This window comes from Xylophilus sp. Leaf220, from assembly GCF_001421705.1.
GTDB lineage: Bacteria > Pseudomonadota > Gammaproteobacteria > Burkholderiales > Burkholderiaceae_C > Xylophilus.
In genome coordinates this window covers 42,448-68,777 of record NZ_LMKO01000001.1, presented here as the reverse complement: position 1 = coordinate 68,777, position 26,330 = coordinate 42,448, and the positions used below count along the sequence as shown (strand labels likewise).

The window sequence follows — 26,330 nt, the reverse complement described above, 5'->3', positions numbered from 1 at the left end:
GTGTGGGATGGCGCGTCAATGCGGTGGCTGCAGGTGCGAGCGCGCCAGCAGCACCACCGGCAGCAGGCCCGCCAGCACGATCGCCAGCGCGGCGATGGCGCCTTCTTCGTACGTGCCGCGCGCGGCCTCGGCATAGAGCCAGGTGGCCAGGGTGTCGAAGTTTGCGGGCCGCAGCAGCAGGGTGGCGGGCAGTTCCTTCATCGCGTCGACGAAGACCAGCAGCGCGCTGGCCGCGAGCGCCGGGCGCAGCAGCGGCAGGTGCACCCGCCGCAGGGCGCCGGCCGGGGTTTCGCCCAGGAGCCGCGCGGCCTGCTCCAGCGCGGGCGGAATGCGGGCCAGGCCCGCCTCGATGCCGCCGACGGGCATCGCCAGGAAACGCATGGTGCAGGCCACGGCCAGCACCGCGCCGATGCCCGTGAGCGGCAGGCCGGGCAGGCCCAGCAGGCCGGCCAGCGCGGCGTCGAAGGCGAGTGCCGGTGTCAGCATGCCGATCGCCAACACCGTACCGGGCAGGGCGTAGCCCAGCGTGGCGGCTCGGGCCTGCCAGCGCATCGACGCACTGCCGGTGGAGCCGCCGCGCGCGGCCCAGGCCACGACCAGCCCGGCGGCCACCGCCATCGCGGTCACGCCGCAGGCCAGGCCCAGCGTGTTCAGCAGGCTGCTCCACAGGCCGCCGGAGATGCCGCCGCCCTGGCGCAGCCGCTTGGCCGTCTCGGCCACCAGATACAGCGCCGGGGCCGCGAACCCCACCAGCACCGGCACGCTGGCGGCCACCGTGGCCGCCCAGGCCGCCGCGCCGCGCAGCGGGCGGGGCTGGACCGCCCGCATCCGCTGCGCGGCGCCGAAGCGCTGGTGCCGCCGGCCGTGGCGCTCCAGCAGCACCAGCAGCAGCACCGCGCCCAGCATCGCGCAGGCGATCTGCGCCGCGCCGGCCAGGTCGGAGCGGGTGATCCAGGTGGTGTAGACCGCCACGGTGAGCGTGTTCACGCCGAGGAATTCCGAGGCGCCGATGTCGTTCAGCGCCTCCAGCAGCGCCAGGCTCAGGCCCACTGCCAGGGCCGGCCGCGCCAGCGGCAGCGCCACCCGGAAGAAAGCGCCGCCGCGGCCTTCGCCCAGGGTGCGCGCCGCTTCCAGCAGATGCGCCGGCTGGGTCATGAACATCGCCCGGGCGGTGAGATACACGTAGGGATAGAGCACGAAGCCCAGCACGAAGACCGCCCCGCCCATCGAGCGCAGATCGGGCAGCCGAAACTGCCGCGGGCTGTCGAAGCCCAGCATCCACCGGATGGCACCCTGCACCGGCCCGATCGGGTGCAGCAGGTCCAGGTAGGCGAAGGCGCTGATGTAGGTCGGCATCGCCAGCGGCAGCAGCAGGGCCCAATGCAGCACCCGCCGCCCGGGAAAATCGCAGGCCGTGACCAGCCAGGCGCAACCGGTGCCGATCACCAGCACCAGCACCCCCACGCCCGCCAGCAGCACCGCGGTATTGAGCGCGGCCTGCGGCAATACATGCGCCGCCAGATGCGCCCAGTGCCCCCAGCCCTCTCCCAGCGCGATCCACAGCAGCGACGCCACGGGCGCCAGCACGCCGAGCGCGACCAGCCACGCGCCCACGCGCCACACCGGCCCGACCGGCGACGAATTGCGGCTCACGTGCAAAACATCACGGCGAAAACCGGCAGGACCCCGGCAACGCCGACCGCGCACCTCTCAGGGACACCGTGGAACCGGCTTCGCCGGGCCGCCGGTGTCGCCCCCGGTAGGGGGTAGGCGAAGACGCGAAGCGCGCAGCCTGGGGGCGAGCGGTCACCGGTCGAAGCCGACCTTGTCGACCAGCGCGCTGGCCTGCTTGCGGTGTTTGGCGATCTCGGCCAATGGCAGCGGATCGACCTTGATCTCGCCGATGCTCGACGCGATCACCGGATCCAGCGCCACGCCCTTGCGCACCGGGTATTCGTAGTTGGCCTGGGCGTACAGCGCCTGGGCCGGCTCCGACACCAGGAACTCCAGCAGCTTCACCGCATTGGCCTTGTTGGGCGCGCTTTTGGCGACCGAGGCGCCGCTGATGTTGGCGTGCGTGCCGCCGCCCTGGGCGAAGACCGGCTTCACCACCTTGATCGCGTCGCCCCACTTGCGCGCGTCGGTGCCTTCCTTCGACGCCTTCATCTGGCCGACGTAGTACGAATTGGCGATACCCACGTCGCAGATGCCGCCGAGGATGTCGCGCGCCACGTCGCGGTCGCCGCCGGTGGCCTTGCGGGCCAGGTTGGCCTTCACGCCGCGCAGCCACTGCTCGGCCTTGGCTTCGCCGTCGTGCGCGATCAGCGCGGCGACCAGGGCGGTGTTGTAGGGGTGCTGGCCGGCGCGGATGCAGACCTTGCCCTTCCACTTCGGATCGGCGAGGTCCTCGTAGCGGAAGGTGCCCAGCTTCAGGTCCTTGTCGGCATAGAGCACCCGGGCGCGCATCGACAGCGCGAACCAGTCGCCCTGCGCGCCGCGCAGGTTGGCCGGGACCGCCTGCTGCAGCGCGGCCGACTGCACCGGCTGGGTCACGCCGCCTTCGACCAGGTCGAGGAGGTTGCCCACGTCCACCGTCATCAGCACGTCGGCCGGCGACCGGGCGCCCTCGGCCCGCACCCGCTCGAGCAGGCCGTCCTTCACGAACACGGTGTTCACCTGCACGCCGCTCTGCGCGCTGAAGGCGGCCAGCAGCGGCTGCACCAGGGCCGGCTCCCGGGTCGTGTAGAGCGTCACCTCCTCGGCGGCGAAGGCCGGCGCGGCCGCGGCGGTGGCGAGCGCGAGCGCGCCGAGGCGCAGGGCGGGGCGGAGCAGCGGACGGGCCGTGCGGGCGGAGCGGGTCATGAACGGTCTTTCTCGAAAAAGCGAGGTCGAAGGAGTGAGACAGGCCGTCCGCTTTGTCGTGAAAGCGTGTTGTAGTGCGCGGATGGATGCGAACGATTATCGGTGCGCGTTGCGGCGGCGCGCCGATTCACCGGGCCGCCGTGGGTGTATGCGGCCGTCTAGCCGGCGTGGTCGCCGGCGGCTTCGGTGGGACGCATCCATTCGTCGATCCGCTCGAGCAGCCGCTCGGGTACGACCGGCTTGGTCAGGTGGTCGTCGAAGCCGGCGGCGCGGGTGCGCGCCCTGTCTTGCTCGGTGCCCCAGCCGGTCAGTGCCACGATGCGGGTGCCGGCCAGGCCCGGTTCGCCGCGCAGGCGGGCCGCGACCTCGTAGCCGTCCATCGCGGGCATGCCGAGGTCGAGCAGCACCAGGTCGGGCGTCCAGCCGCCTGCGATGCGCAACGCCTCGGGGCCGTCGGCGGCGCCGCGCACCGCATGGCCTGCTGCACCGACCAGTTCCACCAGCGTAAGCAGGCCGTCGGGATTGTCCTCGACCACCAGAACCCTGCCGTGGCTGGCCGACGGCGCGATCCGGTGCGCGGGCGCTTCCGGCGCCGCGGCGGGGGCTGCCAGCGGCAGTTCGATCCAGAAGGTGCTGCCCTCGTCCAGCCCGGCGCTCTGCACGCTGACGGTGCCGCCGTGCATCTCGACCAGGCTCTTGACCAGAGACAGCCCGATGCCCAGCCCGCCGTGCGCCTTGCGGCCGGTGTGCGGCAACTGGGTGAACAGTTCGAACAGCCGGCGCTGGTCCTCCAGCGGAATGCCCATGCCGTTGTCGCTCAGCTCCACCACCACCTTCGACCGCTCCACCCATGCCGACAACCGGATGTCGCCACCGTCGGGCGTGTACTTGGCCGCGTTGTTGAGCAGGTTGGTGACGACCTGCACCAGACGCGCAGGATCGGCATGCACCGGCGCCGGCATGTGCGGCGGCTGCACGCTCAAGCGGTGGCGGGCGCCTTCGAGCGCCGGCGTCGCCGCCTCGACCGCCTGGGCAAGCAGCGGAGCGACGTCGACCACTTCGCGCTTGAGATCGACCAGGCCCCGGTTGATGCGGGAGACATCGAGCAGGTCGTCCACCAGCCGCACCAGGTGGCCTGCCTGCCGCTCGACCACGTCGATGCGGCGGCCCTGGCGCGCCGGGTCGGGTTCGCGCTTCATCAGCGCGACGGCGTAGAGCATCGGCGCGATCGGGTTGCGCAGCTCGTGCGCCAGCGTCACCAAGAATTCGTCCTTGCGGCGGTCCTGCTCGCGCAGCATCGCGGCGTCGCGCACCCGCTCGATATGGGCCCAGCAGCGCTCCACCACGTCGGTGATGATGCGCAGGTCCTCGTCGGACCATCGGCGCGGGTGGCTCTGGTGCACCGCCATCATCGCGACCAGCCGCCCGCCCTTGACCAGGCCGGCGCAGACGATCGCCTTGATGCCGATCGCATTGAACATGCGGCCGCCGTTGTTGTCGCCCAGCTCGCGGTCCACGTCGTGCACCACCAGGTGGCCGCCGCTGCGCATGCTGGAGGTGGCCTGCGGGCCGAAGAGGTCGAGCGAATACACGCCGGCGCTCGAGGGCACGCCGGGCTGCGACCAGTCGCTGCGGATGGTGAAGCGGTCGTTGTCGGGCTCGACGTCGGCATAGGCGCAGCGCGTGGCGTGCAGGTGCTCGCCCAGCAGACGCGCGGTGACCTGCATCACCTCGACCGCATCGACCAGCGGACGGATGGCGAGCTCGATCCGGTCGAGCACCTGCAGGCGCTTCTGGATCGCCTGCTGCCGGGCGTCGGCCTCCTTGCGCCGGGTGATGTCGATCGCGGTGCCGATGGCGCGAATGCAGCGGCCGGTGTCGTCGAAGATGCCGCGGCCCTTTGCCGCCACCCAGCGCACCAGGCCGTCTTCCTTGCCGACGGTGCGGTACTCCACGTCATAGACGGTGCGCAGCGTCGGGTCCTGCGCATCGGCGAAAGCCCGCTGCACATCGCCCCGGTCGTCGGGGTGCAGGCAGGCGACGAAGTCGTCCAGCGTCGCCTCGGCATCGGCGGAGAGGCCGAACATGGCCTTGACCCGCGCGGGCCAGTAGAGGGTGCCGGTCGCCACGTCCACGTCCCACAGGCCGACCTCGGCGGCGTCGATGGCCAGGCGGAGCTGTTCCTCCCGCTGCTGCAGGGAGAGGCCGGAGGCGTCGTCGGTGGTCGTGGCGGTACCCATGGATATGTGATCGTCCGAACGTGTCGTTGCGTCCGCGGCATTATCTGGGAAGAGGCCCGGCGGTCCCGCATGCCGCGCGAACCCCGGCGGCACCCCGGGGCGCGTGCTCGATAGACTGGCGGGTCTGTCGCCACCCGCCACCCGCCACCCGCTACCCGACCGGCTCCGCCCCGCCCCGCCCCGCCCATGCTCGATCCCGCCATCCTCCGTGCCGGCCTGCCGGCCGGCACACCGCGCCACTATTTCAACAACGCGGGCGCATCGCTGATGCCGCAGGCCGTGGTGGACGCCATCACCGCCCATCTGGCGCTCGAGTCGTCTCTCGGCGCCTACGGCGCGGCCGGCGAGCGGCAGGGCGCGGTGGACCAGGTCTACCGGTCGGCCGCGCGTCTGCTCGGCTGCGACGCCGACGAGATCGCGCTCACCGACAGCCACTCGCGCGGCTGGCAGGCGGTGATCGCGGCGATGGGGTTGAAGCGTGGCGACCGCGTGCTGGTCGGCCGCAGCGAATGGGGAGGCAACTACGCGGCCCTGCTGCACATCGCCCGCGCCACCGGCGCCACGGTGCAGCAGGTGGGCTGCGAGGCCGACGGCACGATCGACCTGGACGACCTGGCCTACAACCTGGATGCTTCGGTCCGGATGGTGTCGCTCACCTGGCTGCCGGCCAACGGCGGCCTGGTGAACCCGGCTGCGGCGGTGGGCGCGCTGACCCGCGCGGCCGGCGTGCCCTTCGTGCTGGATGCGGCACAGGCCGTCGGCCAGATGCCAGTCGACGTGCGGGCGCTGGGCTGCGACGTGCTGACGGCGCCGGGCCGCAAGTGGCTGCGCGGTCCGCGCGGCACCGGCCTGTTGTACGTGCGACGCGGCTTTCTCGAGACGCTGCACCCGCCGACGGTGGACCATTTCACCGCGCCGTGGAACGGCAGCGAATACGTCCTGCGCGCCGATGCGCGCCGTTTCGAGGCGTCCGAAGCATCAGTCGCGCTCCGGCTGGGGTTGGGCGTGGCGCTGGAGGGCGCGCTGGCGCTCGGTGTGGACAACCTCCGGCAGGTTATCGGCGCCCGCGCCACGCAGTTGCGGGAGGGCCTGGCGCGCATCGACGGCGTGCGGTTGCGGGATCTGGGTACGGCCCAGTCGGGGCTGGTCAGCTTCACGTTGGAGGGCCTGGCGCCCGTGCAGGTACAGGCGCAACTGGCCGGCGAAGGCATGGTGCTGGCGGTGAACGGCATGGCGTACACGCCGCTCGACATGCGGGCCCGCGGACTGCACGAAATTGTGCGGGCGTCGCCCCACGCCTACACGACGGCGGACGAAATCGACGATCTGCTGGCGGCGGTGCGGAATTTGGCCGCGGGGCAGGCGGCCAGCCCCTGAGGTGTCTGGCGCGCAGGCTGCTATGCGGCGGGTGCGAGCGCGGCGTACCACTGTGCGTAGGGTGTGTGCGCCACCAGCCGCCGGTTGAAGTCGGGTGCGCCGTCGTCCCACCATACGGGGCCGCGCTCGCCGAGCGCGGTCTTCGCGGCGTCCACCTGCCGGCGGGCCTCGCGCTCGGCTTCTCCGTCGCGATGCTTCAATGCCGCGCCCACTGCGCGGCGTGCATCCATCAGCTGGTCGACCAGCCGTTGCCGAGTGTGCGGGTCGAGGGCCGGGTCGCTGCTGCGCCACAGCCGTCCTTTGACGACGAAATAGCGCTGGTCGGGTGTGTGGGGGTACTTGCGGGCATCGGGCATCGCGCCACTATGGCCTGCCCGGCGGCATGCGGACGTCGGACACATCCGCATGCCGGGGGCCCGCCCCCTCGCATCAGTCGAGCTGCAGCCCGGCCTCCTTGGCGGCGGTGGGCAGTACCGCCAGCTCGCGGTTGATGACGTCGGTGAAGGCTTCGGTCGTGTTGCCGGTGGCCGGTGCCACGCCGCCCAGCTCGTTCAGGCGCTTGCGGAACGCCGGTTCGGAAACGATCAGGGCGATCTTCTGGTTCAACAGGGCGACCACCGCCTTCGGCGTCTTGGCCGGCGCGACCACGCCGAACCACACGTCGAAATCGACCCCCCCGGCCAGGCCCTGCTCGGGCAGAGTGGCGATCTCGGGCCACAGTTCGGAGCGGCCGTTGCGCAGCACGCCGATCGCCTTCAGCTTGCCCGCCTGCACGAAGCTGCGCGCGTCGCCGGTGCCCAGCAGTCCCCAGGCGACCTCGTTGGCCATCAGCGCCTGCACCAGCGGAGCGCCGCCCTTGTAGGGCACGTGGGTGAAGTTGCCGCCCGCATGGCTGTTGATCGACTCGGACGCCAGATGCGACAGTCCGCCCGCACCGGCCGAGCCGTAGGCCATGCCGTTCTTGCCGGCGCTCTTGCCCGCGGCCAGCAGCTCCTGCACGTTCTTGTAGGGCGACTTCTCCGGCACGACCAGCAGCAGCGGTGCCAGCGACACCCGCGCGACCGGCGTGAAGTCCGCGGAATCGAAGCCCGCCTTCTTGTAGATGACCGGGTTGATCGACAGCATGCCGGTCAGCGTCATCGCCAGGGTGTGGCCGTCGGGCACGCTTTGCGCAACCGCGTTCATCGCGATGTTGCCGCCCGCGCCGGGCCGGTTCTCGACCACGATCGGCTGGCCCAGTTCTTCCTGCAGACGTGGGCCGAGCATGCGGGCGGCCACGTCGGTGGCGCCGCCGGCGGGGTAGGGCACGATGATGCGGATCGGCTTGGTGGGGAATCCGCCGGTCTGGGCGAGGGCCACGGCCGCGCCCAGTGCGAGGGATGCCGCGACGGCGAGGCGGGCGAAGATCTTCAGTTGGCGCATGGTGTCTCCTGTCGTTATGGGCGAGAAAGGTGCCTAGGCGGCGGGGGCGGTCTCGTACTCGGCCTGGCGCGCCTCCAGCTCGTGCCAGCCGATCGTCTGCTTGAACATGGCCATCGTGGTCTGCTCGAAGGGCAGGCCGGCGAAGTCGCCCGATCGGCGGGCCGCCAATGCCTCTAGGTTGGCCTGCACCGCCCGCACGGTGCTGAGCAGTCCGACGATCGGGTAGGTGGCGAACGCGGCGACCGATTCGATCTGCTGCCGGCTGAGCGCGGTCATCCAGGTGCCGGCCATGAGCTGCAGCGAGAGGCGCTTGCCGCAGGCCTTCTGCATCTCCACCAGCTGCTCGAAGCGGTCGAAGGTGCGCGAGATCGGCTGGATCAGGTCGGCACCGGCCTCGGCATAGCGGGCACAGCGCTCCAGCGCCTCGCCGGCGTCCATCGCATCGGTGCGGGCGACGATCAGCAGGTCCGGGTCCTGTCGCGCATCGACCGCCGCCCTGATCCGAGCGACAGCGTCCGCGACCGGCACCACGATCGAATGCGTGGCCGCGGCAGGGCAGCGCTTCGGGCTCACCTGGTCTTCCAGCGACAGCGCCGCGACGCCGGCCTTTTCCATTTCGCGCACCGTGCGGGCCACGTTCAGCACGTTCCCGTAGCCGGTGTCGGCATCGGCGAAGACCGGCTTGCCGACGATGTTGACGATGCGGTCGACCACGCCGACGTTCTCGCTGAGCGTATAGAGCTCCATGTCGGGCATGCCCAGCAGCGAGGCCGAGATGCCGAAGCCGGTGGTGAAGATGCCGTCGAAGCCCGACCGGTCCACCAGCAGTGCGGAAAGCGCGTCCTGCGCGCCGGCGAACCAGACGGTGTCGCCGCCGTCGATGCGGGCGCGAAGCGCCTGTCGGGATGAAGTCATGGCATGTCTCCTGTGGTGCATGGATCGCGTCGGGATGTCGCTCGCGGGTGGGGATCGCTCATGCGACCGCCGCGCCGGCTGCGGCGACGGTGCGGCGCTTGAGGTACGGGATGAGGCCGCCGGCATCGAGCATGCCGCGCTCGGAATCGGAGAACGGCTCCAACGGCAGCTGGCGGCCGGTCGTCAGGTTGGACACGACGGAGGTGTCCCAGTCGACCGCCAGTTCGTCGCCGCGCAGGGCCGCGGTGCGGATGCCGGGACAGCTCACCAGCGGAAAGCCCATGCTGGTCTCTCCCCGGAAGAAGCCGGGCGAGAACGATTCGGCGATCACCGCGGCGATGCCCAGGTGGCGCATCGCCCGCATGGCCGGGTAGTGGGGATGGCCGTAGCCGAAGTTGTGGCCGCCGACCAGCAGGTCGCCCTTCTGCACCGTGGCCGCGAAGCCGGGCAGATAGTCCGACATGGCGATGGCGGCCAGTTCGTTCAGATCGGTGATCTTGATGTTGCGCACGCCGACGATCAGGTCGATGTCGTAGTCGTCCTCTTCGAAGACCCAGGCCACGCGGCCGCGCAGAGGCAGCAGGCTCATTGCACCTCCTCCGCGATGGCCAGCGCAGCGGCTTCGGCCAGGTAGGGTCGCGGATCGGCGATGCGCCCCTCCAGGGCCGACGCGGCCACCACGGCTGCATTGCAGATGTAAATCTCGGAATCGACGCTGCCCATGCGGCCCGGCGTGTTGAGCGTGCCGGTGGAGACGGCCCGCTGGCCGTCGCTCATCGTGGCGATGCGGCCGAAGCAGTAGTCGCAGCTGGGGGAGCTGATGAAGGCGCCGGCCTCGACCAGGCATTCGATCAGCCCCTCCCGCGCAGCGGCGGCCATGATGGTGCGCGAGGTGGGCACCACGTGCAGCTGGAAGCCCGGGTGGATGCGGCGGCCCCGCAGCACGTCGGCCGCGGCGCGCAGGTCTTCCAGCCGGCCGCTCGCGCAGGAACCGAGGTAGCCGGTGTGCACTTCCACGCCCAGGTAGTCGACCAGGTCGCGTGTGTTGGCGGGGCTGGGCGGCACCACCACGATCGGTGCGAGATCCGATACGTCGATGGTCCAGACACGGTCGTACGCCGCGTCGGCATCCGGGTACACCGGCGGCAGCGCCACCTTCGCGCGGCCGTCCACATAGGCCAGCGTCTTGGCGTCGGGTGCGATCAGCATGGTGGTGGCGCCCAGGAACATCGCCTGTCCGCAGACGGTCTGGCGGCCTTCGATGCTCATCGCGTCGATCACCGGGCCGCACAGCTCCACCGCCTTGAAGCGGCACGACGCGGGGCCCATCACCCGCACCATGTGGTGGAAGACGTCGCGCGCCATCACGCCGGGCTGCAGCGTGCCGACCAGCTCGACCTTTACGGTGGCCGGTACCGTCATCGTCAGGTGCTCGGTGACGAAGGATTCGAGCACGCCCTTGCGGGCGCCGAAGGCGAAGGTGCCGAACGCGCCCAGCTGGCTCACGTGGCCGTCGAAATGCACCACGAAGGCCCCGGGCGTGGCATAGCCCAGTTCGGCCGAGACCTGGTGGCCGATGCCCTCGCGCTCGTAGACCGGCACGCCCTGGTCGCGGCCCCAGGCCCGGGTGATCTTGTGCAGTTCCTCCTCCTTGGGCGCGACCGCCGGCACCATGTGGTCGATGAACAGCACGAAGCGCTCCGGGCTCGACACCTTGTCGATGCCGAAGTCTTCCCGTGTCTCCTTGAAGAACACATCGGTGTAGCCGGGGAAGTCGTAGCTGATCACGAAGTCGGGCCGCGCGGTCACTTCCTCGCCCGGCCGTACGCTGGCCTTGCCGGCGGCCCTGGCCAGTATCTTCTCGGTCATTGTCTGTGGCATCTATCGTCCTTCCGGCTCTCACAATGTGGCGGTTTCTTTCGATCCGATAAGCCGATTACAGTGCGTATGGACAACGGCCTATTCAGGTGCAACCCGGGAAACTGCCACATGGTGGAAACTAAAGAATTCGATACGTTCGTCGCTTCGCTCGCGGCAGACGCCGCCTCTCCGCCCGGCGATCCGCTGCCCGGCGATGCGGGTGCCACGGGTCGCACCGGCACGCAAAGCATCGAGCGCGTCGTCGGCATGCTGCGGGTGGTGGCGTCGCGCGGACGCCGCGGGATGCGGATCGGCGACGTCGCCAGCGTCAGCGGCCTGCCCATGTCGACCTGCTTTCGCATGCTGCAGCGGCTGGAGCTGGAAGGCCTGGTCGACCGCGACCCGTTGACGCGCAAGTACCACCTGGGGCCGCTGCTGTACGAGCTGGGCTTGCTGGCACAACCGCGCTACCGGCTGAGCGAGATCTGCGACGACGCGCTGGCCGAGATCGCGGAGCAGACCCAGGACACGGTGTACCTGAGCGAGCGCCGCGGCGCAGAGTCGATCTGTACCAGCCGGGCGCTGGGCGACTACCCGATCAAGGCGCTGACGCTGGATGTCGGCATCCGCCGGCCGATGGGCATCGGCGCCGGAGGCCTGGCGATCCTGTGCGCGCTGCCCCCCGCCGAGGCCGAGGAGATCATCGAGGCGAACAGCGCGCGCTACCGCAAGTTCGCGGCCTTCGACCTGGGCTTTCTGCGCGCGGCCGTGGCCGAGGGACGTGCGAACGGCTATTCGTTCCTGGACAGCGCGGCGACACCCGGAACCGCGGCGGTCGGCGTGGCGTTTCCGCCCGACAACCCGATGGCCGCCGTCAGCGTAGCGGCCATCTCCAGCCGGATGGGCGCGACGCGCCGCGTCGAGGTGGCGAAAGCGATCCAACAGCAGGTGGCAGTGATCTGCACGCTGCTGCAGGCGCGCGGACGTGCGGCAGTTCCGCCCACCGACGGCAAGACGAGCCGCAAGTTGCGAAGCCGGCCCTGAACGGATCGGCGACCGTCTGCCGCGTCGCGGAAACCGCAGGTCGGACGAGCATTGCCGCGCTGGAGAAGCCCGATGTGCCCGGGAGCAAAGCGTGGCACGATGGCCCGGCAACTGCCTACACACGATGATCACAACAAAGCGCGCGTCTGCCGCGCACGCAGTCGGTTGCCCCCGATTCGTCTCCCGCCGCTATCTGCACATGCGGGGCGGTGGCTTCACCCTGGTCGAACTGATGATCACGGTGGCCATCGTGACCATTCTGGCGGCAGTGGCGATTCCGTCGTATACCAGCGCGATGGACAAGGGCCGGGTGTCTGTTGCGAAGCGCGACCTGCTGGACCTGCAGACGCGGCTCGACCGGTATTTCACACGGTACAACACCTACCCCGCGGCGCTGGCCCCGATCGCAGGCGATCTTCTGGATCCCTGGGGCCATCCTTACCAGTATCTTTCGATGGAGAACGCCTCGGTCGGCGAGAAGCGCAAGGACAAGTCGCTGCATCCGCTCAACAGCGACTACGATCTCTACAGCATGGGGCCGGACGGCCGTTCCGTCTCGCCCCTGACAGCGAAGGCCAGCCGCGACGACATCATCCGGGCGAACAACGGCGGCTTCATCGGCGTCGCAGAGGACTACTGAGGCATGGCGGCTGGCGGTCGGTTCCTGCCCGGGCTGGCCCGGCGCATCTTCTGGGGCGTGCTGGCCGTGACTGCCGCCGCGGTGATGGCGCTGGGCGCGCTTTTCTACGGTCTTGGCGAACACATGGCCCGGTCGTCCACGCGGCTGGTGTTGGCCGAGTCCACCAAGCTGGTCAACTTCAATCTGCTCGACAGGCTGCGGGCAGCCGAGCAGCTGTTGCAGACCTGGACTCCCGGACGCGACTCGGAAGCGCTCGATCTCGTCTTCTCCTCGGTTGCCGCGGATGCTGCGCCCGGCATCGCCGCGGTAGGCCGTCTGGAGGTGGCCATCGGCGACCCTGCGCAGATCAGTCTGGTCGCCATAGGGGAGGGCGGGCGCAGCGCGGTGCGCGGCGTGGTGCGTTCGGACTATTTGTGGGAGAACGTGCAGAGCGGGTTGTACGACCTGTGCATGCGGGCGGCGTCGGGGGCGGTATTGTGGTGCGCGCCCTCCGCCGATCTGGAGAAGGCCGGCTCCGGCACTTACCGGCGCGAGTTGCTTTTTAGGCCCTTCCTGGAAGCCGATCCCTGGGTGCTGGTCGCGGTGCCTTCGCCGCAGATGCAGCGGTTGCTTCCGGTGGGGGTTGGGCTGGTGGTGGGTGGCGCATCGCTCCTTGCCGTGCTCGTGGCGCTCATGGCCAGTTCGGTCTTCCTTCGCCGTATCACGCAGCCGCTGGGTGCGCTCACCCGTGCCGCACAGTCGGCCGGGCCGGGCGCGCTGGTGCGGGTCGATCTGGGTGGCATGCAGGACGAGATGCGCGAACTGGGTCTTTCCTTCAACCGGATGATGGACGGCTTGGCACACGGTTTCGGCTACCAGGCCCTTCTGTCGCGCATCGATGCCGCGATCCTGGAGCGGCAGCCGTTCGAGCAGATGGCCGAGATGGTGCTCGGGTATTGCCAGGAGCAGTTTCCAGGAGGGCGCCTGTCGATGGTCAGCGGCAGCGGCACGCACGTCGATACGACCGTTGCTCCATCGTCCTCGGTAGAGACCCTGGTGCTCGACGAACGTCATCTGCTGTTGTGGGAGGCGGTGCATGGTGGACCGATGCCGGCGGAAGTCCGAGAGTTGGCCCAACGGCTGCACATTGCGCTGGAGGCGCAGGCCCGCGACCGGGCTTTGGCAGAACGGGCGACGACCGATGTCCTGACCGGCCTGTGGAATCGTCTCGGCCTGCTGGACGAACTCGCCAGGCGCCTGCGTCCCGATGCGCACGCGAGGGGATTGGTGCTGGCCTACTGCGATCTCGACCATTTCAAGGAAGTCAACGACGCCTACGGCCACACCGTAGGCGATGCGCTTCTGGTGGAAATCGCGCGCCGGATGAAGGCGGTGCTGACACCCTACTGCGCTCCGCTGGCACGGCTCGGCGGCGACGAATTCGCGGCCCTGTTGCCGGTCGGGGGTGGCGAAGCGGCCATGGCCGCCCTGTGCGATGCGGTACGCCTGCCGGTGCTGGTCGGCGAACGCGAACTGCATGTGCGCCTCAGCATCGGAGGTGCATCGGCGGCCCGCGACGCATCGACGGCCGAAGAACTGTTGCGCATGGCGGATCTCGCGATGTACCAGGCCAAGGCCGGGGGCGGAGATGGGTATGTCGCGTACTCGCCTTCGCTCGACCATGCGAACACCGAACGGCTCGCGCTGCTGCGGGAACTGCGTCTGGCGCTTGAGACGGACGCACTGTTCGTCGTCTACCAGCCGCGCGTGGATGCCGTCAGCCACCGGTGGGTGTCGGCAGAAGCCCTGCTGCGGTGGCGCCATCCGAGCCTCGGCCTTGTGCCTCCGGACCGGTTCATCCCGCTGGCGGAAGAGGCAGGCCTGATCGAGTCGTTCGGGGCGTGGGTGCTGGAACAGGCGTGTGCCCAGTGGCAGGTGTGGCACCGGGTGGGCTCGCCGATCCGCCAGATTTCGGTCAACGTCTCGCCGCTGCAACTGGCGTCCTCGCGCTTCTACGAGATGGCGGCGGACACGATGCGGCGCCATGCCTTGCCGCCCGGGGCGATCGAGCTCGAGATTACCGAGGGTCTGCTGGTGCAGGACCGGACCGGTGCCGCAGCGCGTCTGCAGGAATTGCGACAGGGGGGCTACCACATCGCGCTGGATGACTTCGGCGTGGGCTACTCGTCGCTGAGTTACCTGGCCGACATTCCCTTCGACACCTTGAAGGTCGACCGGAGCTTCGTGATGCACATCCACGAAGACGCTCCGTCGCTGGCCATCGTCACGGCGATCGTGGCGGTTGCGCAGGCTTTGGGCAAGCACGTCGTGGCCGAAGGGATCGAACTGGACGAACAGGCGAAAAGGCTCGCAGCACTGGGCGTGCATGAACTGCAGGGCTATCTTTTCGGGCGTCCGATGCCGGTAGCCGATATCGCGGAACGAACCGAATCGACCAATACAGGCCGCTGACCGCTTCGCCAGGCTGAATGCTGTATGAAATTACAGTTCTTCTGGCTGTGCGCCTACATGTACGCATCGGCCGGCGCGCGACAGTGCAGGTCTTCCCATCCAGACGGAGATTCTCATGACAGACAAACATGTCCAAGCCGAAGCAGAACACAGCAACATGGAAAAGGACCCGAACACCTGGGTCACGGGCGACGAGCCGATGACCGGCGCACAGAAGTCGTATCTGGCGACGCTGTCCGAAGAGGCGAAGGTAGACTTCGACGAATCGCTGAACAAGGCGCAGGCCTCCATGCGGATCGACGAACTGCAGGAGATCACCGGCAGAGGCGCTGGCAAATAATCGGAGCGGCACGTACCGATCCGCGCACAGACGCCCTCGACGGACGAGCTGCATCCGCGCCTGAAACGAAAAAGCCCGCTATGCAGAACATAGCGGGCTTTCTAGAGGCCTTGCGGCTTGTAGGTGGCTCCTCGACCTGGGCTCGAACCAGGGACCTACGGATTAACAGTCACCTGAACGGGGGTTCGGCATCGTTCGGATTGTCACGATACTGATGCCTATGGTCTAGGTAGATCAACAAGTTAGCGCAATTTCAAGTCCGTTGGTGTACGCTCCGATCCAGCCCCAATCAAAACTGGATCGTGACATGGATCGTGACAAGAATTCGGCCCTTGCAGTCGACGCAGCGGTCCGCCGCACGGCACCCAAATCGCTAACCACCGCCGCCATCAGCGCCCTGAAACCCGGCCGCATGCTGGCCGACGGCGCAGTTCGCCCAGGTGCCGGCAGCCTCAAGATCCGCAAGCGCAAGACGGCGCAGGGAAGCGTCACCGAGTGGATCTATGAGTGGAGCCGCGACGGTGTCACGCGTCGCCCCTCGCTCGGCCGCTACAGTGCCACCGAAGCCGAGAACTGCCTCACGCTGTCCCAAGCCCGCGCCGTAGCGGCCGAGTGGCAGGTATCTATCAAGGCAGGCTCTGATCCGGCCGCGCAACGCCTTCTGGACCGGGAGGACACCCGCGTGGCGCAAGCCCGTGCCATCGCAGACCACAAGACCAGCGCCGAGCGCAGCCTGGCGTCCATGCTGGCAACCTACATCGAGGCACTGCGAGACAAGGGCAAGACCGACAGTGCCTACGACGCCCAGAACATCTTCAAGAACCATGTCCTCCTGGCGTTTCCCGCATTTGCCGAGCTGCCTGCCTCTGCCATCACCCCGGAACATGTCTCCCGCATCCTGGGAAGACTCGTCGGCCCCGGAGTCAAAGACAAGATTGGCAGGACCGCCCTCAAGCTGCGCAGCTACATGTCTGCAGCCTTCAACCTCGCTCTCGGTGCAAGCGTAGACCCCATGGCCCCCAATGCCGCAGCAGGCTTCGGCCTGCTCAGCAACCCCGCAGCTGCAGTCCCTGCCACCAAGATGGCCCAGGCCTTCAACAGGGTAGGGGAGCGCAGCCTCGCACCCGAAGAACTCGGCGCCTACCTGCGCCACCTGGACGCCATGCCGCTGAGCCTCTCGCGGATCGCCCTGCAGATGCAACTGGCCCTCGGCGGCCAGCGGATGCAGCAAATGCTCCGGCTAAAGCAATCCGACGTCCACCGCACCACCTTCGACCTCTACGACGGCAAGGGTCGACGCGCCCATCCCCGCAAACACACGCTGCCCATCCTGCCGGAGATCAAAACCCTCCTCGACACACTGCGCGCACTCAATCCTCCCGATGCACTGAGCAGCCAAAAGAACCCGGAAGGCATTCTGTTCGCCCTCGACGGCGTACCGCTGGCCCCGGAAACGCCTTCCGACATGGTCAAGCGCATCAGCAGAGCCCTGTGCGCAGCAGAGAAAGTCACGGCACCTTTCCGCGGTGGCGACATCCGGCGCACGGTCGAGACCCTCATGGCGGGCCGCTTAAAAATCTCGAAGGACGTCAGAGCCCAGACCCTCTCGCATGGACTCACCGGCGTGCAGGACCGCCACTACGACAAAGACGCTCACCTCGACGCCAAAACAGAAACGCTTCGCGCCTGGAACGATTACCTGGCCCAGGTGCGACTGCTGGAGATTTCAACCGAGGCGAAATCGTGATTTGAAAACGGTCCGGCGGGGAGAAACTGGCCGTCGAGTGGATTATTTTGTGCTAAGCAACCGGGACTCGTAGGCGTAAACCAGCCCAAACGACCAAAATCGGCAAAGAAAAACGCTGTTTAACACCCTAAAGTGGCAAAACAGCGTGCTGAGGGGACGTACAGTGAAGTAAGTCCAGTGAAAACGGATGAATCAGTACCTGAAGCCGAAGCCCAGTTTCCGTCAAGACCTCGAAATCGATGTCGGAAATTAAGGGAGCGCAGGTGCTTTCGAAACAGACCCTTGAAGGCGTCTTTATGCCGAGTGTAACCCTCCATCCATCCAACCCCGAAGCGGGAAATTCCGCGTCGAATAATCTTCGACCCTATCGCCCAGTCGACAGGCCCATGCACTTCCTGCGGCTGGCCTTGGTCTTGCAGCGAATGGACATCAGTCGAACGACCTGGCTTGAAGGTGTGAAATCGGGACTTTATCCGCCGCCGATTCAAGTGGGCCATCGCAACCGCTGGATTTCTTCAGAGATCGAGTCGCTGCAGGCTGCCATGGTGCGGGGCGAAGTTGGAGAAGCACTGCGGCTTACGGTTGCCGATCTGATTGTTCAACGAAAGACGCCAGTCTGAAGTGAGCAAAGACGAGAGTGGGGGTCCACCAAACCCATTACTGGAAAAAACCGGGATTTGCTACGTTCTAAGCGGTACCGGCAATAAGATTGCCTTATTAAATTACTGACGCTTGGCTTGGGTACTGCCTTCACACGGCAGGGGTCGCAGGTTCAAACCCTGCATCACCCACCAAATTCAAAACCTCGTAAGTCCTTGATTTACGAGGTTTTTTCGTTTTCCTCTCTCAATCCCTGCACCCCGATTGCTCCCGTTTGGCTGGGGCTTTTGCGACTTCGCGTCAATTTTGCGTCAATGCCGAACATGTGCAACGCGGGCCTCCCTCAACGACAAGGGCTCAGGGAGTGCGAGATGGGTGCAATTCGCAAGGTCAAAAGCGTTCGGTGGAAGGTCGTCCCGCCAGACGAATGCGATGAAAAGGTCAGGACCTTCAAGGCAGAGACGGACGCGAGGGAATACATGTCGCAACTCCAACTGGCCGGGTTTGCCAAGGCTAAAAAGATCCAGGTGATCTCCATCGCATGGGAGGTGCGGATCCGGTCCCGGCTCGCGCCCGACCTTTGCAAGACGTTCCCGACCCGGAAGGCTGCAGATGACTGGGTCAAAGTCAAAGACGGCGAGATCGTGTCCCGCCGCTTCGTCGACTACCGCGAGGCGGACAACAACACGCTCGGTGATTTGTTCAGAAAGTACGATGCGACCGTGCTGGCAGATCGCCCGAACGACGATCCTGCACGGGTTCGCATGCGTTGCCTGCAGCAGCGGGCCTTAGCCTCCATCGTCATGACCGCGTTACAGCCGGGCGACATCGCGGCCTACCGTGATGCCCGGTTGCAGGGCAGGCTCGGTGACCCACCGGTCAAAGGTGCGAACGTCAACAAGGAGCTCGAGCTGATGGGCCGCGTCATCGCATTGGCTCGCCGCGAATGGAAACTCCATCTCGCTGCGAACGCGGCCTCAGGGAAACTCGTCTCGCGGGTGCCAGCCGGGGAGGGCGATGAGAGGGACCGCAGGCTGAAGGATGTCTACGTTCCGGTGGAAGCACGTCGGGCGCTGAAAGAGGAGCGCATGCGCTCCCATGCCCCAGATGGCGACAAGGGCAGCGCCAACGCCAGCAAGCGTCGTAAAACCGCCGACGATGCCTTCGAAATCGATCCGGACACTGAGGCTTTGCTGGCGATGCCACAGTCAGAACAGCAGGCCCTGCTCCGTGCGTTGCGCTACCCTGGCTGGTTTACCGAACGTAAACGGGTGGTGACTGACGCCACCCTGAAGGCACGTGCCAAGAAAAAGCTAATGGCGCCGCTGAAAGCGCGAGTCAGGGACAAGGGTAGGCACTGGGCGTTGGTCAGTCTGGCCATCGAGACGGCCATGCGCCGCGGCGAGCTGCTCAAGCTGCGCTGGGCCCATGTGCATCTCGCCCGGGGATACGTCGATCTGCCCAAGGAAATCACCAAGAACGGCAAGGGACGGATCGTTCCTCTTTCACTGCGGGCGATGCGTATCTTGGCGACTCAGCCGCGCACGGGAGAGGCCGTTTTCGAAGCCAGCATCGAGGCATGCAAATCGGCGTTCAGGCGGGCCCGCGAAAGAATCGGCGCAACCGACCTGCGACGTCACGACCTAAGGCACGAAGCCACAAGCCGCTTCTTCGAACAGACCGATCTGCGGGCCAACGAAATCGGCTACGTGACTGGGCACACGGACCCGCGCATGCTTGAGCGTTACTACAACAAGCGGCCTGACGACTTCGTCAAACGGGTGAAGCAGTCGTTTAACCAAGAGGGCAAATAGCGTATTAGCCGAACAGATCGTGGTCACATCGCAGCCGTTCCAAACGTTGAAGGTGCTGACCTGAGGGACGTACGAACGAGTTCCGTCAGAAGGCATCGCCCGCGAGGCGCATTCCACCGGACTGCTTGACCGCTTGCGGGCGAAGTTCCAGCACCTGGGTGTTGGGCTGGAGGTCGTCTGCAGGGTTTTGATTGTTGATGTCAGCCACAAGGAACTCGCGGTTGAGTGCTGGCGATACACCTGCGATAGCCATCGGGGCTACTCGATCGCTCAACGCCTGTCCTGACCGCTGTCCTTCGGCCATCTGATTGGGAGATCTAGGCTCGCCATGGTGACCACGGGCTTCAAAGATTTGATGGTTGCTTCCGCCCACCTCAAAGGACAAAACGACGTGTCTCCAAGGTGTCAGTTGTTTGGTTGGAAGGCATGCCGAGTCGATGTCCCGATCAAACGATCCGCACAAGGATGGATAAAATTATTACAGTTCTATTACAGCTTGATGAAACACGGAATGGCATGGGATTGACGAACTTACGCGTATCGAAGAAGTTGTGGCTGGTGATAGCCGGTCTCATGACAGCCATGCTTGCACTTGCGATAGGTAGCCAAGTTTTTGCCCAGCGCAACATGGACCGCGCGCTGGCCGAGATGTCCCGTCTCGACAAAAGCGTTTCTACGGCGATTCGATGGCGTGGTCTGACCGAGTTGTCGACGTCCATGATCGTGACCGGAGCGCTCAGCAGCGAACCCGAGCTCGCGGCAAACCTTGATCAGCGGGTCAAGGAGGTCATTGCCCGCATCAACGAGCTGCAAAAGGAGATCACGACCCTTTTGGTGTCGCCCGAGGAAAAGCTTGCATTCGAAAAAGTGAGTGCAGACCGCACCAAGGTGCTCGCTCTGCTGGCCAAAGTCCGAGAACTCAAGGCATCCGGAGATGCGGCGGCAGCAAAAAACTTCGTCAATACGCAGTTCTCACCGGCGATCGCGACCTACCTGGCAACCCAGGACAGCTTTGTAAAAGCCGAGGAACTAGAGCGTCAGCATGCCAACGCTGAGTTGGAAGCAGGACGCCGCACCGTGATGGTCTACACGTTCTCAATAGCGGTCCTGCTACTTGCCGTTGGCATGCTGGTGACTGCGGCGCTGGTGCGTTCCATCGTGCAGCCGCTGCGGCGTGCGGTGGGTTTCGCGGACGGCATCGCCGCAGGCGACTTGACCCAGGAAATCCAGGACACCCGCCGCGACGAGTTCGGGCAATTGCTGCAGGCCTTGGACACGATGGTGCAGCGTCTGCGGGGGGTGGTCGGCGAAGTGCGCTCGGGCGTCGAATCGGTCTCCACCGCGTCGTCCGAGATCGCCCACGGCAACCAGGACCTGTCGGCCCGCACCGAGCAGGCGGCTTCGAGCCTGCAACAGACGGCCGCCAGCATGGAGCAGTTGACCAGCACCGTCAGCCAGTCCACCGACACCGCCCACCAGGCGCGCCAGCTGGCCGGCACCGCAGCGCAAGCCGCCACCCGCGGCGGCGAGGTCATGGCCGAGGTGGTCGCCAGCATGGAGCAGATCAGCGGCTCGTCGCGGCGGATCGGCGACATCATCGGCACCATCGACGGCATCGCCTTCCAGACCAACATCCTGGCCTTGAATGCGGCGGTCGAAGCTGCTCGGGCGGGCGAGCAGGGCCGGGGCTTCGCCGTCGTGGCCAGCGAAGTGCGCAGCCTGGCCCAGCGCAGTGCGCAGGCCGCGCGCGAGATCAAGACCCTGATCGGCGCGTCGGTGGAGACGGTGGACGTCGGCTCCCGCCAGGTGGCCCAGGCGGGGCAGACCATGGGCGAGATCGTCCAGGGCGTGCGGCAGGTCTCGGACCTGATCGCGGAGATCCATGCGGCCTCGTCGGAGCAGCGCGACGGCATCGGGCAGGTGAACCAGGCGGTGGGCCACCTCGACCAGATGACCCAGCAGAACGCGGCGCTGGTGGAGGAGAGTGCGGCGGCCGCATCCTCGCTGCGCGACCANATCGGGCAGGTGAACCAGGCGGTGGGCCACCTCGACCAGATGACCCAGCAGAACGCGGCGCTGGTGGAGGAGAGTGCGGCGGCCGCATCCTCGCTGCGCGACCAAGCCCAGCGGCTGACCGATGCGATCTCGGTGTTCAAGCTGGGCAGCCATGCTGCGCCTACCGTCCAGGTCCCAGCGCAATCGACGGGTTTGTCGTCACCGGTCGATGTCCGCACTGTCGCGCTAAAAGCTGCTCCGGCAACACCAACTTCCTCGCCGGCGAAACCAAAGATGGGCTCCACCCCCCAGCTAACCAATAAACCTGTCTCGCCGAAGCCTGCCGCCAAAGCGGCTGGCCCAACCAGCACATCGTTTGGTTCCGCTACTCCGGATCCGAAGAGCGATGACTGGGAAAGTTTCTGATCGCTTCTGCGTTGGCGACGTGGCACCGGCAGTCGTGCAGGTCGGCAACAACAGTAACGCCTTCGCCGCACTAGCGGTAACCCCACGCTCGACCGCTCCCAGTACCAGGACGGCGCCCAGGTCGACCAAGACCATGCCACCCATGCCGTGACCGTCGTGCCGCTGGCTGGCGGTATCGCCGACATAAAAACGCAATAGTCGATGTCGCGGTGCGGTCTGCCCACATTACCCTCGCCGCGCCCGAGAGCAATACCACCGGCAGCCTGACGGTGGAGGGCTGCTGTACTACCGCTCCGGCTGGACGGCCGGGGCCGAGTCGGCGGTGTTGCAGCCATGATCGAAGTATCGGTACGCGGCACCGAAGACATGCTTGCCTCCTACATGCGCCTGGTGACTCCTGTGCACGCCGGATGGCAGTCCGGCAGCGACAAAGCATTTGAAGGCGCGCATGGGAGGCCTCGCCCCTCCACCGGTGCCGCTTTCGAAGGATTGGACACCTGCTCCAGCTGACGGCTTACAGCTCGACTTGACATACACCGGAGCTGATTCGCCTGAGACGTTTTAGACCCGCACCCTCGGACGCAACGATAGCGATTTGAGACGCAGAGCCAAGTTTCGACCTGGGTGTTGGGATAGATTCAGTCCGTCTCGCCAGATGGCGCCACAACACCAGGAGTTCCGCATGTCCCAAGTCCAGATCGAACAGTTTTATGCCCGCGTCAAAGACGAGCCAGCGCTGATGCAGGAGTTGATGGCCAACTTCACCACGCCGGAAGACTTCACGGCTCGCGTCGTCGCGAAAGGCAAGGAGCTGGGCTACGAATTCTCGTATGCCGAAGCGGAGACGTGGATCGAACAGCAGCGCAACGTAGCCGAGAGCGGCGAATTGTCAGACATGCAGCTCGAGGCTGTTTCCGGAGGTAAATCCTCGAATAGCGTGATGAAGGATGTGAAAGGCGAGGTCAAGGGCGTGGCTCATGAGATGAAGGGCGGGATTTCATACGCCAGCAACAAGGTCTCCGATTTCTTCTCTGGTTGGTAATCAACCGGGTAGTGATTCGATACTTGGAAAGGCCGCGCAAGGCGGCTTTTCTACTTCCGGCTTTAAGAGATTGAAAACGCAATCTGCCGGGAACTCCAGCATTAATTGCATTCTTCTGATAGTTCGCTTGCGGACCAAGTGTTCGTCTTGACCATGGCGGCCTACAGCCTGGTACGCATGCGGTCCCTGGGACAGCTCCGTCCGGTGGCGGGATAACGCCCGGAAAACAGTCCAAAAACCGACAACAGACCCTCAAAACATCGCCTGAACACGGACCTATTGCACTATCCGAAATGAATCCGATTGGCTAATCCAACCGGAATGGCGATGCTGCTTTGTGCGGGGAGTAATTCAGCAGGCTGCAGAGGCGCTCGTCGTGGACGGTAATGCCGGCGAAGGCAGTGCGACGCACTGGATCGGGCGGCATTAATGGAGGTCTGACGGGGTGGTCGGCGCGTTACGAGCTTCTATCTCCGTAGCTCCTGGATATGAAGACCGGCGGCTGGCCACGTCAACAAAATTCGGGCGGTGTGAGCCTGCGCATGCCCTAGACGTTACAACACAAATATCCGTTGTGCGCGCTGGCGAAAATAGGTGATGAGTCGGGTTTCACTCTCCCAAGGTTGCAAGTTGGCTCGAGATTGGCAACCGAAACTTGTGAAGTTTTCGGTGCTGCCCGCCTAGTGTTGTTGGACTCCATCATGGCTGTGTTAAACAGCCATTCACAGTGACCTGAGACTCTGCTGTAAACGCAATAAGTAATATCCCAAACCGACGAGACTATCCATTTCTGATGATGCAAATTATCAGTGCCGGACGCATCTACCGTGCCTGAGTTTTGCAACTGCCAACTATCAGAACTTGGATTTAGCTAGATTAAATTGCGCAATTAGTCTTATGAGGTGCAGTTTGCTGGTGCGTCGTTACTGGCTGGCGAGCGACGCGCCCACCTTACTCGAAAACTATTCTCACCGCTACCGGACCAACGCGCCGCAAAGCTTCGGTGCCTACATGTAATCGCCCGAGCCGCACAAGACCCTCAGACAAAGGGCCTGGCGCGTAGAAAATCGCGAGATTTCCCCATGGAGCGTAATACGCAATGTCGCCGGCCGACGGTGTCCAGGAGGTGGGTGCTCCCACCGTCGACAGCCTGCGGGGCAGGTGGGCGATCTTTTCGGTCGCTTCGTAATCATTCAAAAGTAAATCGAGCGGGAGCAACGCTGCGAAATTCCGTGCACTGGCATTGTCGTCGAGCAAGCCAGTCGCAATGACAACGCCGTCCACCGCGATCCGGACCATCATGCGACCGCCCCTCCGAGTACCATGCCAAGCGCGAGGCGATGCACAGAGGGCCGAGTCGTCACAGCAGCTTCTCCGGGGTGATTGGCAGATCGCGCACCCGCTTGCCGGTCGCATGGAAGATCGCGTTGGCGATGGCCGCGGGAATGCCGACCATTCCGAGTTCGCCCATGCCCTTCACCCCCAGCGGGTTCACGATGGAATCCTCTTCTTCGACGAAGATGGTCTCGATCGAATGGATGTCCGCGTTCACCGGCACGTGGTAGTGCTGCAGGTTGGCGTTCATGATCCGGCCGTAGCGGTGGTCGATCTCGGTCGCCTCCTCGAGCGCCATACCGATGCCCCAGACCACGCCGCCGATTTCCTGGCTGTGCGAGGCGAGCGGATTCAGGATTTTGCCGCAGGCGGTCACCTCGATCACGCGGGTGACCTTGACGGTGCCGAGGTCCGGGTCGACCTTCACCTCGACGAACTGGGCGCCGTGCGCGAGCGATGCGTACTTGGCACGCTCCGGCGAAGGCGTCGAATCGTAGGTCTCGGTGATCTCGGCCGTCGCGGTGCGGCGCATGAGATCGGCGATGTCGACCGCGCGCGACGGATCGCGCTTGAGGTGCAGGCGGCCGTCGAGCATCTCCACCTGCGCCGCGGTGGCGCCCTTAAGAGGCGACGCGGCATCCCGGTCGGCAAGCTGCAGTAGCTTCGCGGCGACCGCCAGGGCGGCGCCGCGCACGGCTGAGCCGACACTCGACGTCGTCCACGAGCCGCCCTGCGCTGGCGCCTTTGGCTGCCGGGTGTCGCCCAGCTCGAAATGCACTTGTTCCAGCCGAAGCCCGAGGAATTCGGCTGCGATCATCGTCATCACGGTGTAGGTTCCGGGCCCGATGTCGCTGGTGCCGCTGGACACTCCGGCCGTGCCGTCGGCGCGGTACGTAATGCGCGCGCTGGCGGGCATCTGCATCGCGCCCCAGACGCTCGACGCCATGCCCCAGCCCACCAGCAGGCGCCCGTCCCGCATCGACCGCGGCTCGGCCTTGCGGTGCTTCCAGCCGAACTTCTCGGCGCCGAGGCGGTAGCACTCGCGCAGGGCCTTGCTGGAGAAGGGCTTGCCGCTTTCGGGGTCCACTTCCGCATAGTTGACGAGGCGCAGCTCCATCGGGTCGATCCGGAGCTTGTGGGCCAGTTCGTCCATGGCGCATTCCAGCGCGAACATCCCGCTCACCGCACCCGGTGCGCGCATCCAGGTAGGCGTGGCCAGGTCGGTCGCCGCGACCTTCAGCGGCGCGTGGAGGTTGGGGCAGGCGTAGAGCTGGCGGGTGAAGCCGGTGGTCGCGTCCGAGAAGGCCTCGAACGACGAGGTGTTGTGGAAAGCCTCGTGGATCATCGACGACAGCTTGCCATCACGGTCGGCGCCCAGCGCGATCTTCTGGATGGTGTGCGGCCGGTAGCCGTGGCCGGTGAACATCTGGGCCCGGGTGTAGACCACCTTGACCGGCCGCTGGAGCGCGCGCGCGGCCATCGCCGTCAACGACGGGTAGTAGTTGGGCTTGAGCGACGCGCCGAACGCCCCACCGACGAACGGGGACACCACCCGGATGTTCTCGGCCGGCACCCCGAGGCCCTCCGCCAGATGGGCCTGCACCCCGAAGACCTGCTGGGTCTTGTCGAAGACGGTGAGCTGGTCCCCCTGCCAGAACGCGATGGCCGCGTGCGGCTCGATCGGGTTGTGGTGGTTGATCGGAATCCGGTACTCGGCCTCGATCTTGACGGCCGCGGCCTGCATGGCGGCGGCAGGGTCGCCGCGCGGCTTGCCCTTCGCGGTGTCCGGGTCCGGCAGGGCGCGGTCCAGCACGGTTGCGAAGTCGGTGTTGTGGGGCTCGGTGACGTAGGTCGCCTTCACCAGCCGCGCCGCGTGCCGCGCCTGTTCGTAGCTTTCGGCTACCACCAGCGCGATCGGTTGGCCGCTGAAGAACACCCGGTCCGATTGCAGCGGCCAGGACCACGCCGGGGCCGCATCCGCGGCCGGGGCGGGCCCGAGCCGGCCCGCGTTCAGGTGCGTGAAGACACGTATCACCCCACCCGCCTGCTCGGCCTGGCGGATGTCGATCGCCGCGATGCGGCCCTTGGCGACCGTGCTCAGCACGATGAAGCCGTAGGCGACGTTCGGGACCTGGAATTCGGCGGCGTACTTCGCCTTGCCGGTGACCTTGGCGAGCCCGTCGACGCGGGTCGTTTCCTTGCCTAGATAGCGTGCCATGC

General features: G+C 66.2%; 20 protein-coding genes and 2 pseudogenes. 11 read left to right on the top strand and 11 right to left on the bottom strand.

Annotation, left to right across the window (positions count from 1 at the left end):
- Positions 1 to 15: 15 nt before the first annotated feature.
- From ASE76_RS00260 to ASE76_RS00250, 3 genes are all read right to left on the bottom strand, one after another.
- A complete protein-coding gene (locus tag ASE76_RS00260; RefSeq protein ID WP_055832996.1) occupies positions 16 to 1,653 on the bottom strand; it encodes an iron ABC transporter permease in 1,638 nt (545 codons plus the stop codon).
- A gap of 153 nt (positions 1,654 to 1,806) precedes the next feature.
- Positions 1,807 to 2,862 (bottom strand): Fe(3+) ABC transporter substrate-binding protein, encoded by a 1,056-nt coding sequence (locus ASE76_RS00255; protein WP_055832994.1) that lies wholly within the window; start codon positions 2,860 to 2,862, stop codon positions 1,807 to 1,809.
- Positions 2,863 to 3,020: 158 nt separating this feature from the next.
- Entirely contained in the window at positions 3,021 to 5,102 is a 2,082-nt protein-coding gene (locus tag ASE76_RS00250) for an ATP-binding protein (RefSeq protein WP_055832992.1), read from the bottom strand.
- Between the two features lie 186 nt (positions 5,103 to 5,288).
- On the opposite strand from ASE76_RS00250, the gene ASE76_RS00245 reads away from it, so the two are divergent.
- Positions 5,289 to 6,479 (top strand): aminotransferase class V-fold PLP-dependent enzyme, encoded by a 1,191-nt coding sequence (locus tag ASE76_RS00245; RefSeq protein ID WP_055832990.1) that lies wholly within the window; start codon positions 5,289 to 5,291, stop codon positions 6,477 to 6,479.
- A gap of 20 nt (positions 6,480 to 6,499) precedes the next feature.
- Here the strand turns inward: ASE76_RS00245 and ASE76_RS00240 are convergent, their stop codons facing one another.
- The 5 genes from ASE76_RS00240 to ASE76_RS00220 form a co-directional block, all read right to left on the bottom strand.
- Complete coding sequence (locus ASE76_RS00240; RefSeq protein ID WP_055832988.1) at positions 6,500 to 6,835, bottom strand: hypothetical protein; 336 nt, start codon at positions 6,833 to 6,835, stop codon at positions 6,500 to 6,502.
- Positions 6,836 to 6,908: 73 nt separating this feature from the next.
- Positions 6,909 to 7,901 carry a tripartite tricarboxylate transporter substrate binding protein gene (locus tag ASE76_RS00235; RefSeq protein WP_055832986.1) on the bottom strand — a complete coding sequence of 331 codons (993 nt, stop codon included), beginning with the start codon at positions 7,899 to 7,901 and terminating at the stop codon, positions 6,909 to 6,911.
- A gap of 33 nt (positions 7,902 to 7,934) precedes the next feature.
- Complete coding sequence (locus tag ASE76_RS00230; protein WP_055832984.1) at positions 7,935 to 8,816, bottom strand: oxaloacetate decarboxylase; 882 nt, start codon at positions 8,814 to 8,816, stop codon at positions 7,935 to 7,937.
- A 58-nt stretch (positions 8,817 to 8,874) separates the two neighbouring features.
- Positions 8,875 to 9,405 carry a 3-isopropylmalate dehydratase gene (locus ASE76_RS00225; protein ID WP_055832982.1) on the bottom strand — a complete coding sequence of 177 codons (531 nt, stop codon included), beginning with the start codon at positions 9,403 to 9,405 and terminating at the stop codon, positions 8,875 to 8,877.
- Positions 9,402 to 10,685, bottom strand: a complete 1,284-nt coding sequence (locus ASE76_RS00220; protein ID WP_236698295.1) for an aconitase family protein — start codon at positions 10,683 to 10,685, stop codon at positions 9,402 to 9,404. Before ASE76_RS00220 ends, ASE76_RS00225 begins: the two co-directional genes overlap by 4 nt.
- Positions 10,686 to 10,805: 120 nt before the next feature.
- On the opposite strand from ASE76_RS00220, the gene ASE76_RS00215 reads away from it, so the two are divergent.
- The 7 genes from ASE76_RS00215 (at position 10,806) to ASE76_RS00190 (ending at position 19,312) form a co-directional block, all read left to right on the top strand.
- A complete protein-coding gene (locus ASE76_RS00215) occupies positions 10,806 to 11,720 on the top strand; it encodes an IclR family transcriptional regulator (RefSeq protein ID WP_082447811.1) in 915 nt (304 codons plus the stop codon).
- Positions 11,721 to 11,811: 91 nt separating this feature from the next.
- Entirely contained in the window at positions 11,812 to 12,360 is a 549-nt protein-coding gene (locus ASE76_RS21320; RefSeq protein WP_304437648.1) for a type IV pilin protein, read from the top strand.
- Between the two features lie 3 nt (positions 12,361 to 12,363).
- Entirely contained in the window at positions 12,364 to 14,811 is a 2,448-nt protein-coding gene (locus tag ASE76_RS00205) for a bifunctional diguanylate cyclase/phosphodiesterase (RefSeq protein ID WP_055832976.1), read from the top strand.
- A 115-nt stretch (positions 14,812 to 14,926) separates the two neighbouring features.
- A complete protein-coding gene (locus tag ASE76_RS00200; RefSeq protein WP_055832974.1) occupies positions 14,927 to 15,151 on the top strand; it encodes a DUF3072 domain-containing protein in 225 nt (74 codons plus the stop codon).
- A gap of 307 nt (positions 15,152 to 15,458) precedes the next feature.
- The gene (locus ASE76_RS00195) at positions 15,459 to 16,898 is read left to right on the top strand and encodes an integrase family protein (protein ID WP_156362469.1); all 1,440 of its coding nucleotides are present in this window, start codon (positions 15,459 to 15,461) and stop codon (positions 16,896 to 16,898) included.
- A 386-nt stretch (positions 16,899 to 17,284) separates the two neighbouring features.
- Positions 17,285 to 17,518 carry an AlpA family transcriptional regulator gene (locus ASE76_RS20305; RefSeq protein WP_156362468.1) on the top strand — a complete coding sequence of 78 codons (234 nt, stop codon included), beginning with the start codon at positions 17,285 to 17,287 and terminating at the stop codon, positions 17,516 to 17,518.
- Positions 17,519 to 17,869: 351 nt separating this feature from the next.
- Entirely contained in the window at positions 17,870 to 19,312 is a 1,443-nt protein-coding gene (locus ASE76_RS00190) for a site-specific integrase (protein ID WP_168389195.1), read from the top strand.
- 85 nt (positions 19,313 to 19,397) lie between these two features.
- On the opposite strand, the gene ASE76_RS21315 is transcribed toward ASE76_RS00190, so the two are convergent.
- On the bottom strand, positions 19,398 to 19,520 hold the full coding sequence (locus tag ASE76_RS21315; RefSeq protein ID WP_255357246.1) for a hypothetical protein: 123 nt from the start codon (positions 19,518 to 19,520) through the stop codon (positions 19,398 to 19,400).
- Positions 19,521 to 19,738: 218 nt separating this feature from the next.
- Between ASE76_RS21315 and ASE76_RS00185 the strand changes: the two are divergent.
- The 3 genes and pseudogenes from ASE76_RS00185 to ASE76_RS00180 all read left to right on the top strand — a co-directional run.
- Positions 19,739 to 21,327 (top strand): annotated as a pseudogene (locus ASE76_RS00185) (methyl-accepting chemotaxis protein); the annotation flags it as partial.
- A 1-nt stretch (position 21,328) separates the two neighbouring features.
- Positions 21,329 to 21,733: pseudogene (locus ASE76_RS21005) on the top strand (methyl-accepting chemotaxis protein); the annotation flags it as partial.
- A 682-nt stretch (positions 21,734 to 22,415) separates the two neighbouring features.
- Positions 22,416 to 22,775 (top strand): Nif11-like leader peptide family RiPP precursor, encoded by a 360-nt coding sequence (locus tag ASE76_RS00180; RefSeq protein WP_168389194.1) that lies wholly within the window; start codon positions 22,416 to 22,418, stop codon positions 22,773 to 22,775.
- A 951-nt stretch (positions 22,776 to 23,726) separates the two neighbouring features.
- On the opposite strand, the gene ASE76_RS19735 is transcribed toward ASE76_RS00180, so the two are convergent.
- On the bottom strand, positions 23,727 to 24,077 hold the full coding sequence (locus ASE76_RS19735) for a cyclophilin-like fold protein (protein WP_082447809.1): 351 nt from the start codon (positions 24,075 to 24,077) through the stop codon (positions 23,727 to 23,729).
- A 58-nt stretch (positions 24,078 to 24,135) separates the two neighbouring features.
- Positions 24,136 to 26,328 carry a xanthine dehydrogenase family protein molybdopterin-binding subunit gene (locus ASE76_RS00175; protein WP_055832964.1) on the bottom strand — a complete coding sequence of 731 codons (2,193 nt, stop codon included), beginning with the start codon at positions 26,326 to 26,328 and terminating at the stop codon, positions 24,136 to 24,138.
- Positions 26,329 to 26,330: the final 2 nt, after the last annotated feature.

Excerpts from the sequence above, each read along its gene's own strand:
- ASE76_RS00255 (WP_055832994.1), bottom strand. The coding sequence starts at position 2,862 with ATGACCCGCTCCGCCCGCACGGCCCGTCCGCTGCTCCGCCCCGCCCTG.
- ASE76_RS00250 (WP_055832992.1), bottom strand. The coding sequence starts at position 5,102 with ATGGGTACCGCCACGACCACCGACGACGCCTCCGGCCTCTCCCTGCAG.
- ASE76_RS00245 (WP_055832990.1), top strand. The coding sequence starts at position 5,289 with ATGCTCGATCCCGCCATCCTCCGTGCCGGCCTGCCGGCCGGCACACCG.
- ASE76_RS00240 (WP_055832988.1), bottom strand. The coding sequence starts at position 6,835 with ATGCCCGATGCCCGCAAGTACCCCCACACACCCGACCAGCGCTATTTC.
- ASE76_RS00235 (WP_055832986.1), bottom strand. The coding sequence starts at position 7,901 with ATGCGCCAACTGAAGATCTTCGCCCGCCTCGCCGTCGCGGCATCCCTC.
- ASE76_RS00230 (WP_055832984.1), bottom strand. The coding sequence starts at position 8,816 with ATGACTTCATCCCGACAGGCGCTTCGCGCCCGCATCGACGGCGGCGAC.
- ASE76_RS00225 (WP_055832982.1), bottom strand. The coding sequence starts at position 9,405 with ATGAGCCTGCTGCCTCTGCGCGGCCGCGTGGCCTGGGTCTTCGAAGAG.
- ASE76_RS00220 (WP_236698295.1), bottom strand. The coding sequence starts at position 10,685 with ATGACCGAGAAGATACTGGCCAGGGCCGCCGGCAAGGCCAGCGTACGG.
- ASE76_RS00215 (WP_082447811.1), top strand. The coding sequence starts at position 10,806 with ATGGTGGAAACTAAAGAATTCGATACGTTCGTCGCTTCGCTCGCGGCA.
- ASE76_RS00205 (WP_055832976.1), top strand. The coding sequence starts at position 12,364 with ATGGCGGCTGGCGGTCGGTTCCTGCCCGGGCTGGCCCGGCGCATCTTC.
- ASE76_RS00200 (WP_055832974.1), top strand. The coding sequence starts at position 14,927 with ATGACAGACAAACATGTCCAAGCCGAAGCAGAACACAGCAACATGGAA.
- ASE76_RS00195 (WP_156362469.1), top strand. The coding sequence starts at position 15,459 with ATGGATCGTGACAAGAATTCGGCCCTTGCAGTCGACGCAGCGGTCCGC.
- ASE76_RS20305 (WP_156362468.1), top strand. The coding sequence starts at position 17,285 with ATGCACTTCCTGCGGCTGGCCTTGGTCTTGCAGCGAATGGACATCAGT.
- ASE76_RS00190 (WP_168389195.1), top strand. The coding sequence starts at position 17,870 with ATGGGTGCAATTCGCAAGGTCAAAAGCGTTCGGTGGAAGGTCGTCCCG.
- ASE76_RS00180 (WP_168389194.1), top strand. The coding sequence starts at position 22,416 with ATGTCCCAAGTCCAGATCGAACAGTTTTATGCCCGCGTCAAAGACGAG.
- ASE76_RS19735 (WP_082447809.1), bottom strand. The coding sequence starts at position 24,077 with ATGATGGTCCGGATCGCGGTGGACGGCGTTGTCATTGCGACTGGCTTG.
- ASE76_RS00175 (WP_055832964.1), bottom strand. The coding sequence starts at position 26,328 with ATGGCACGCTATCTAGGCAAGGAAACGACCCGCGTCGACGGGCTCGCC.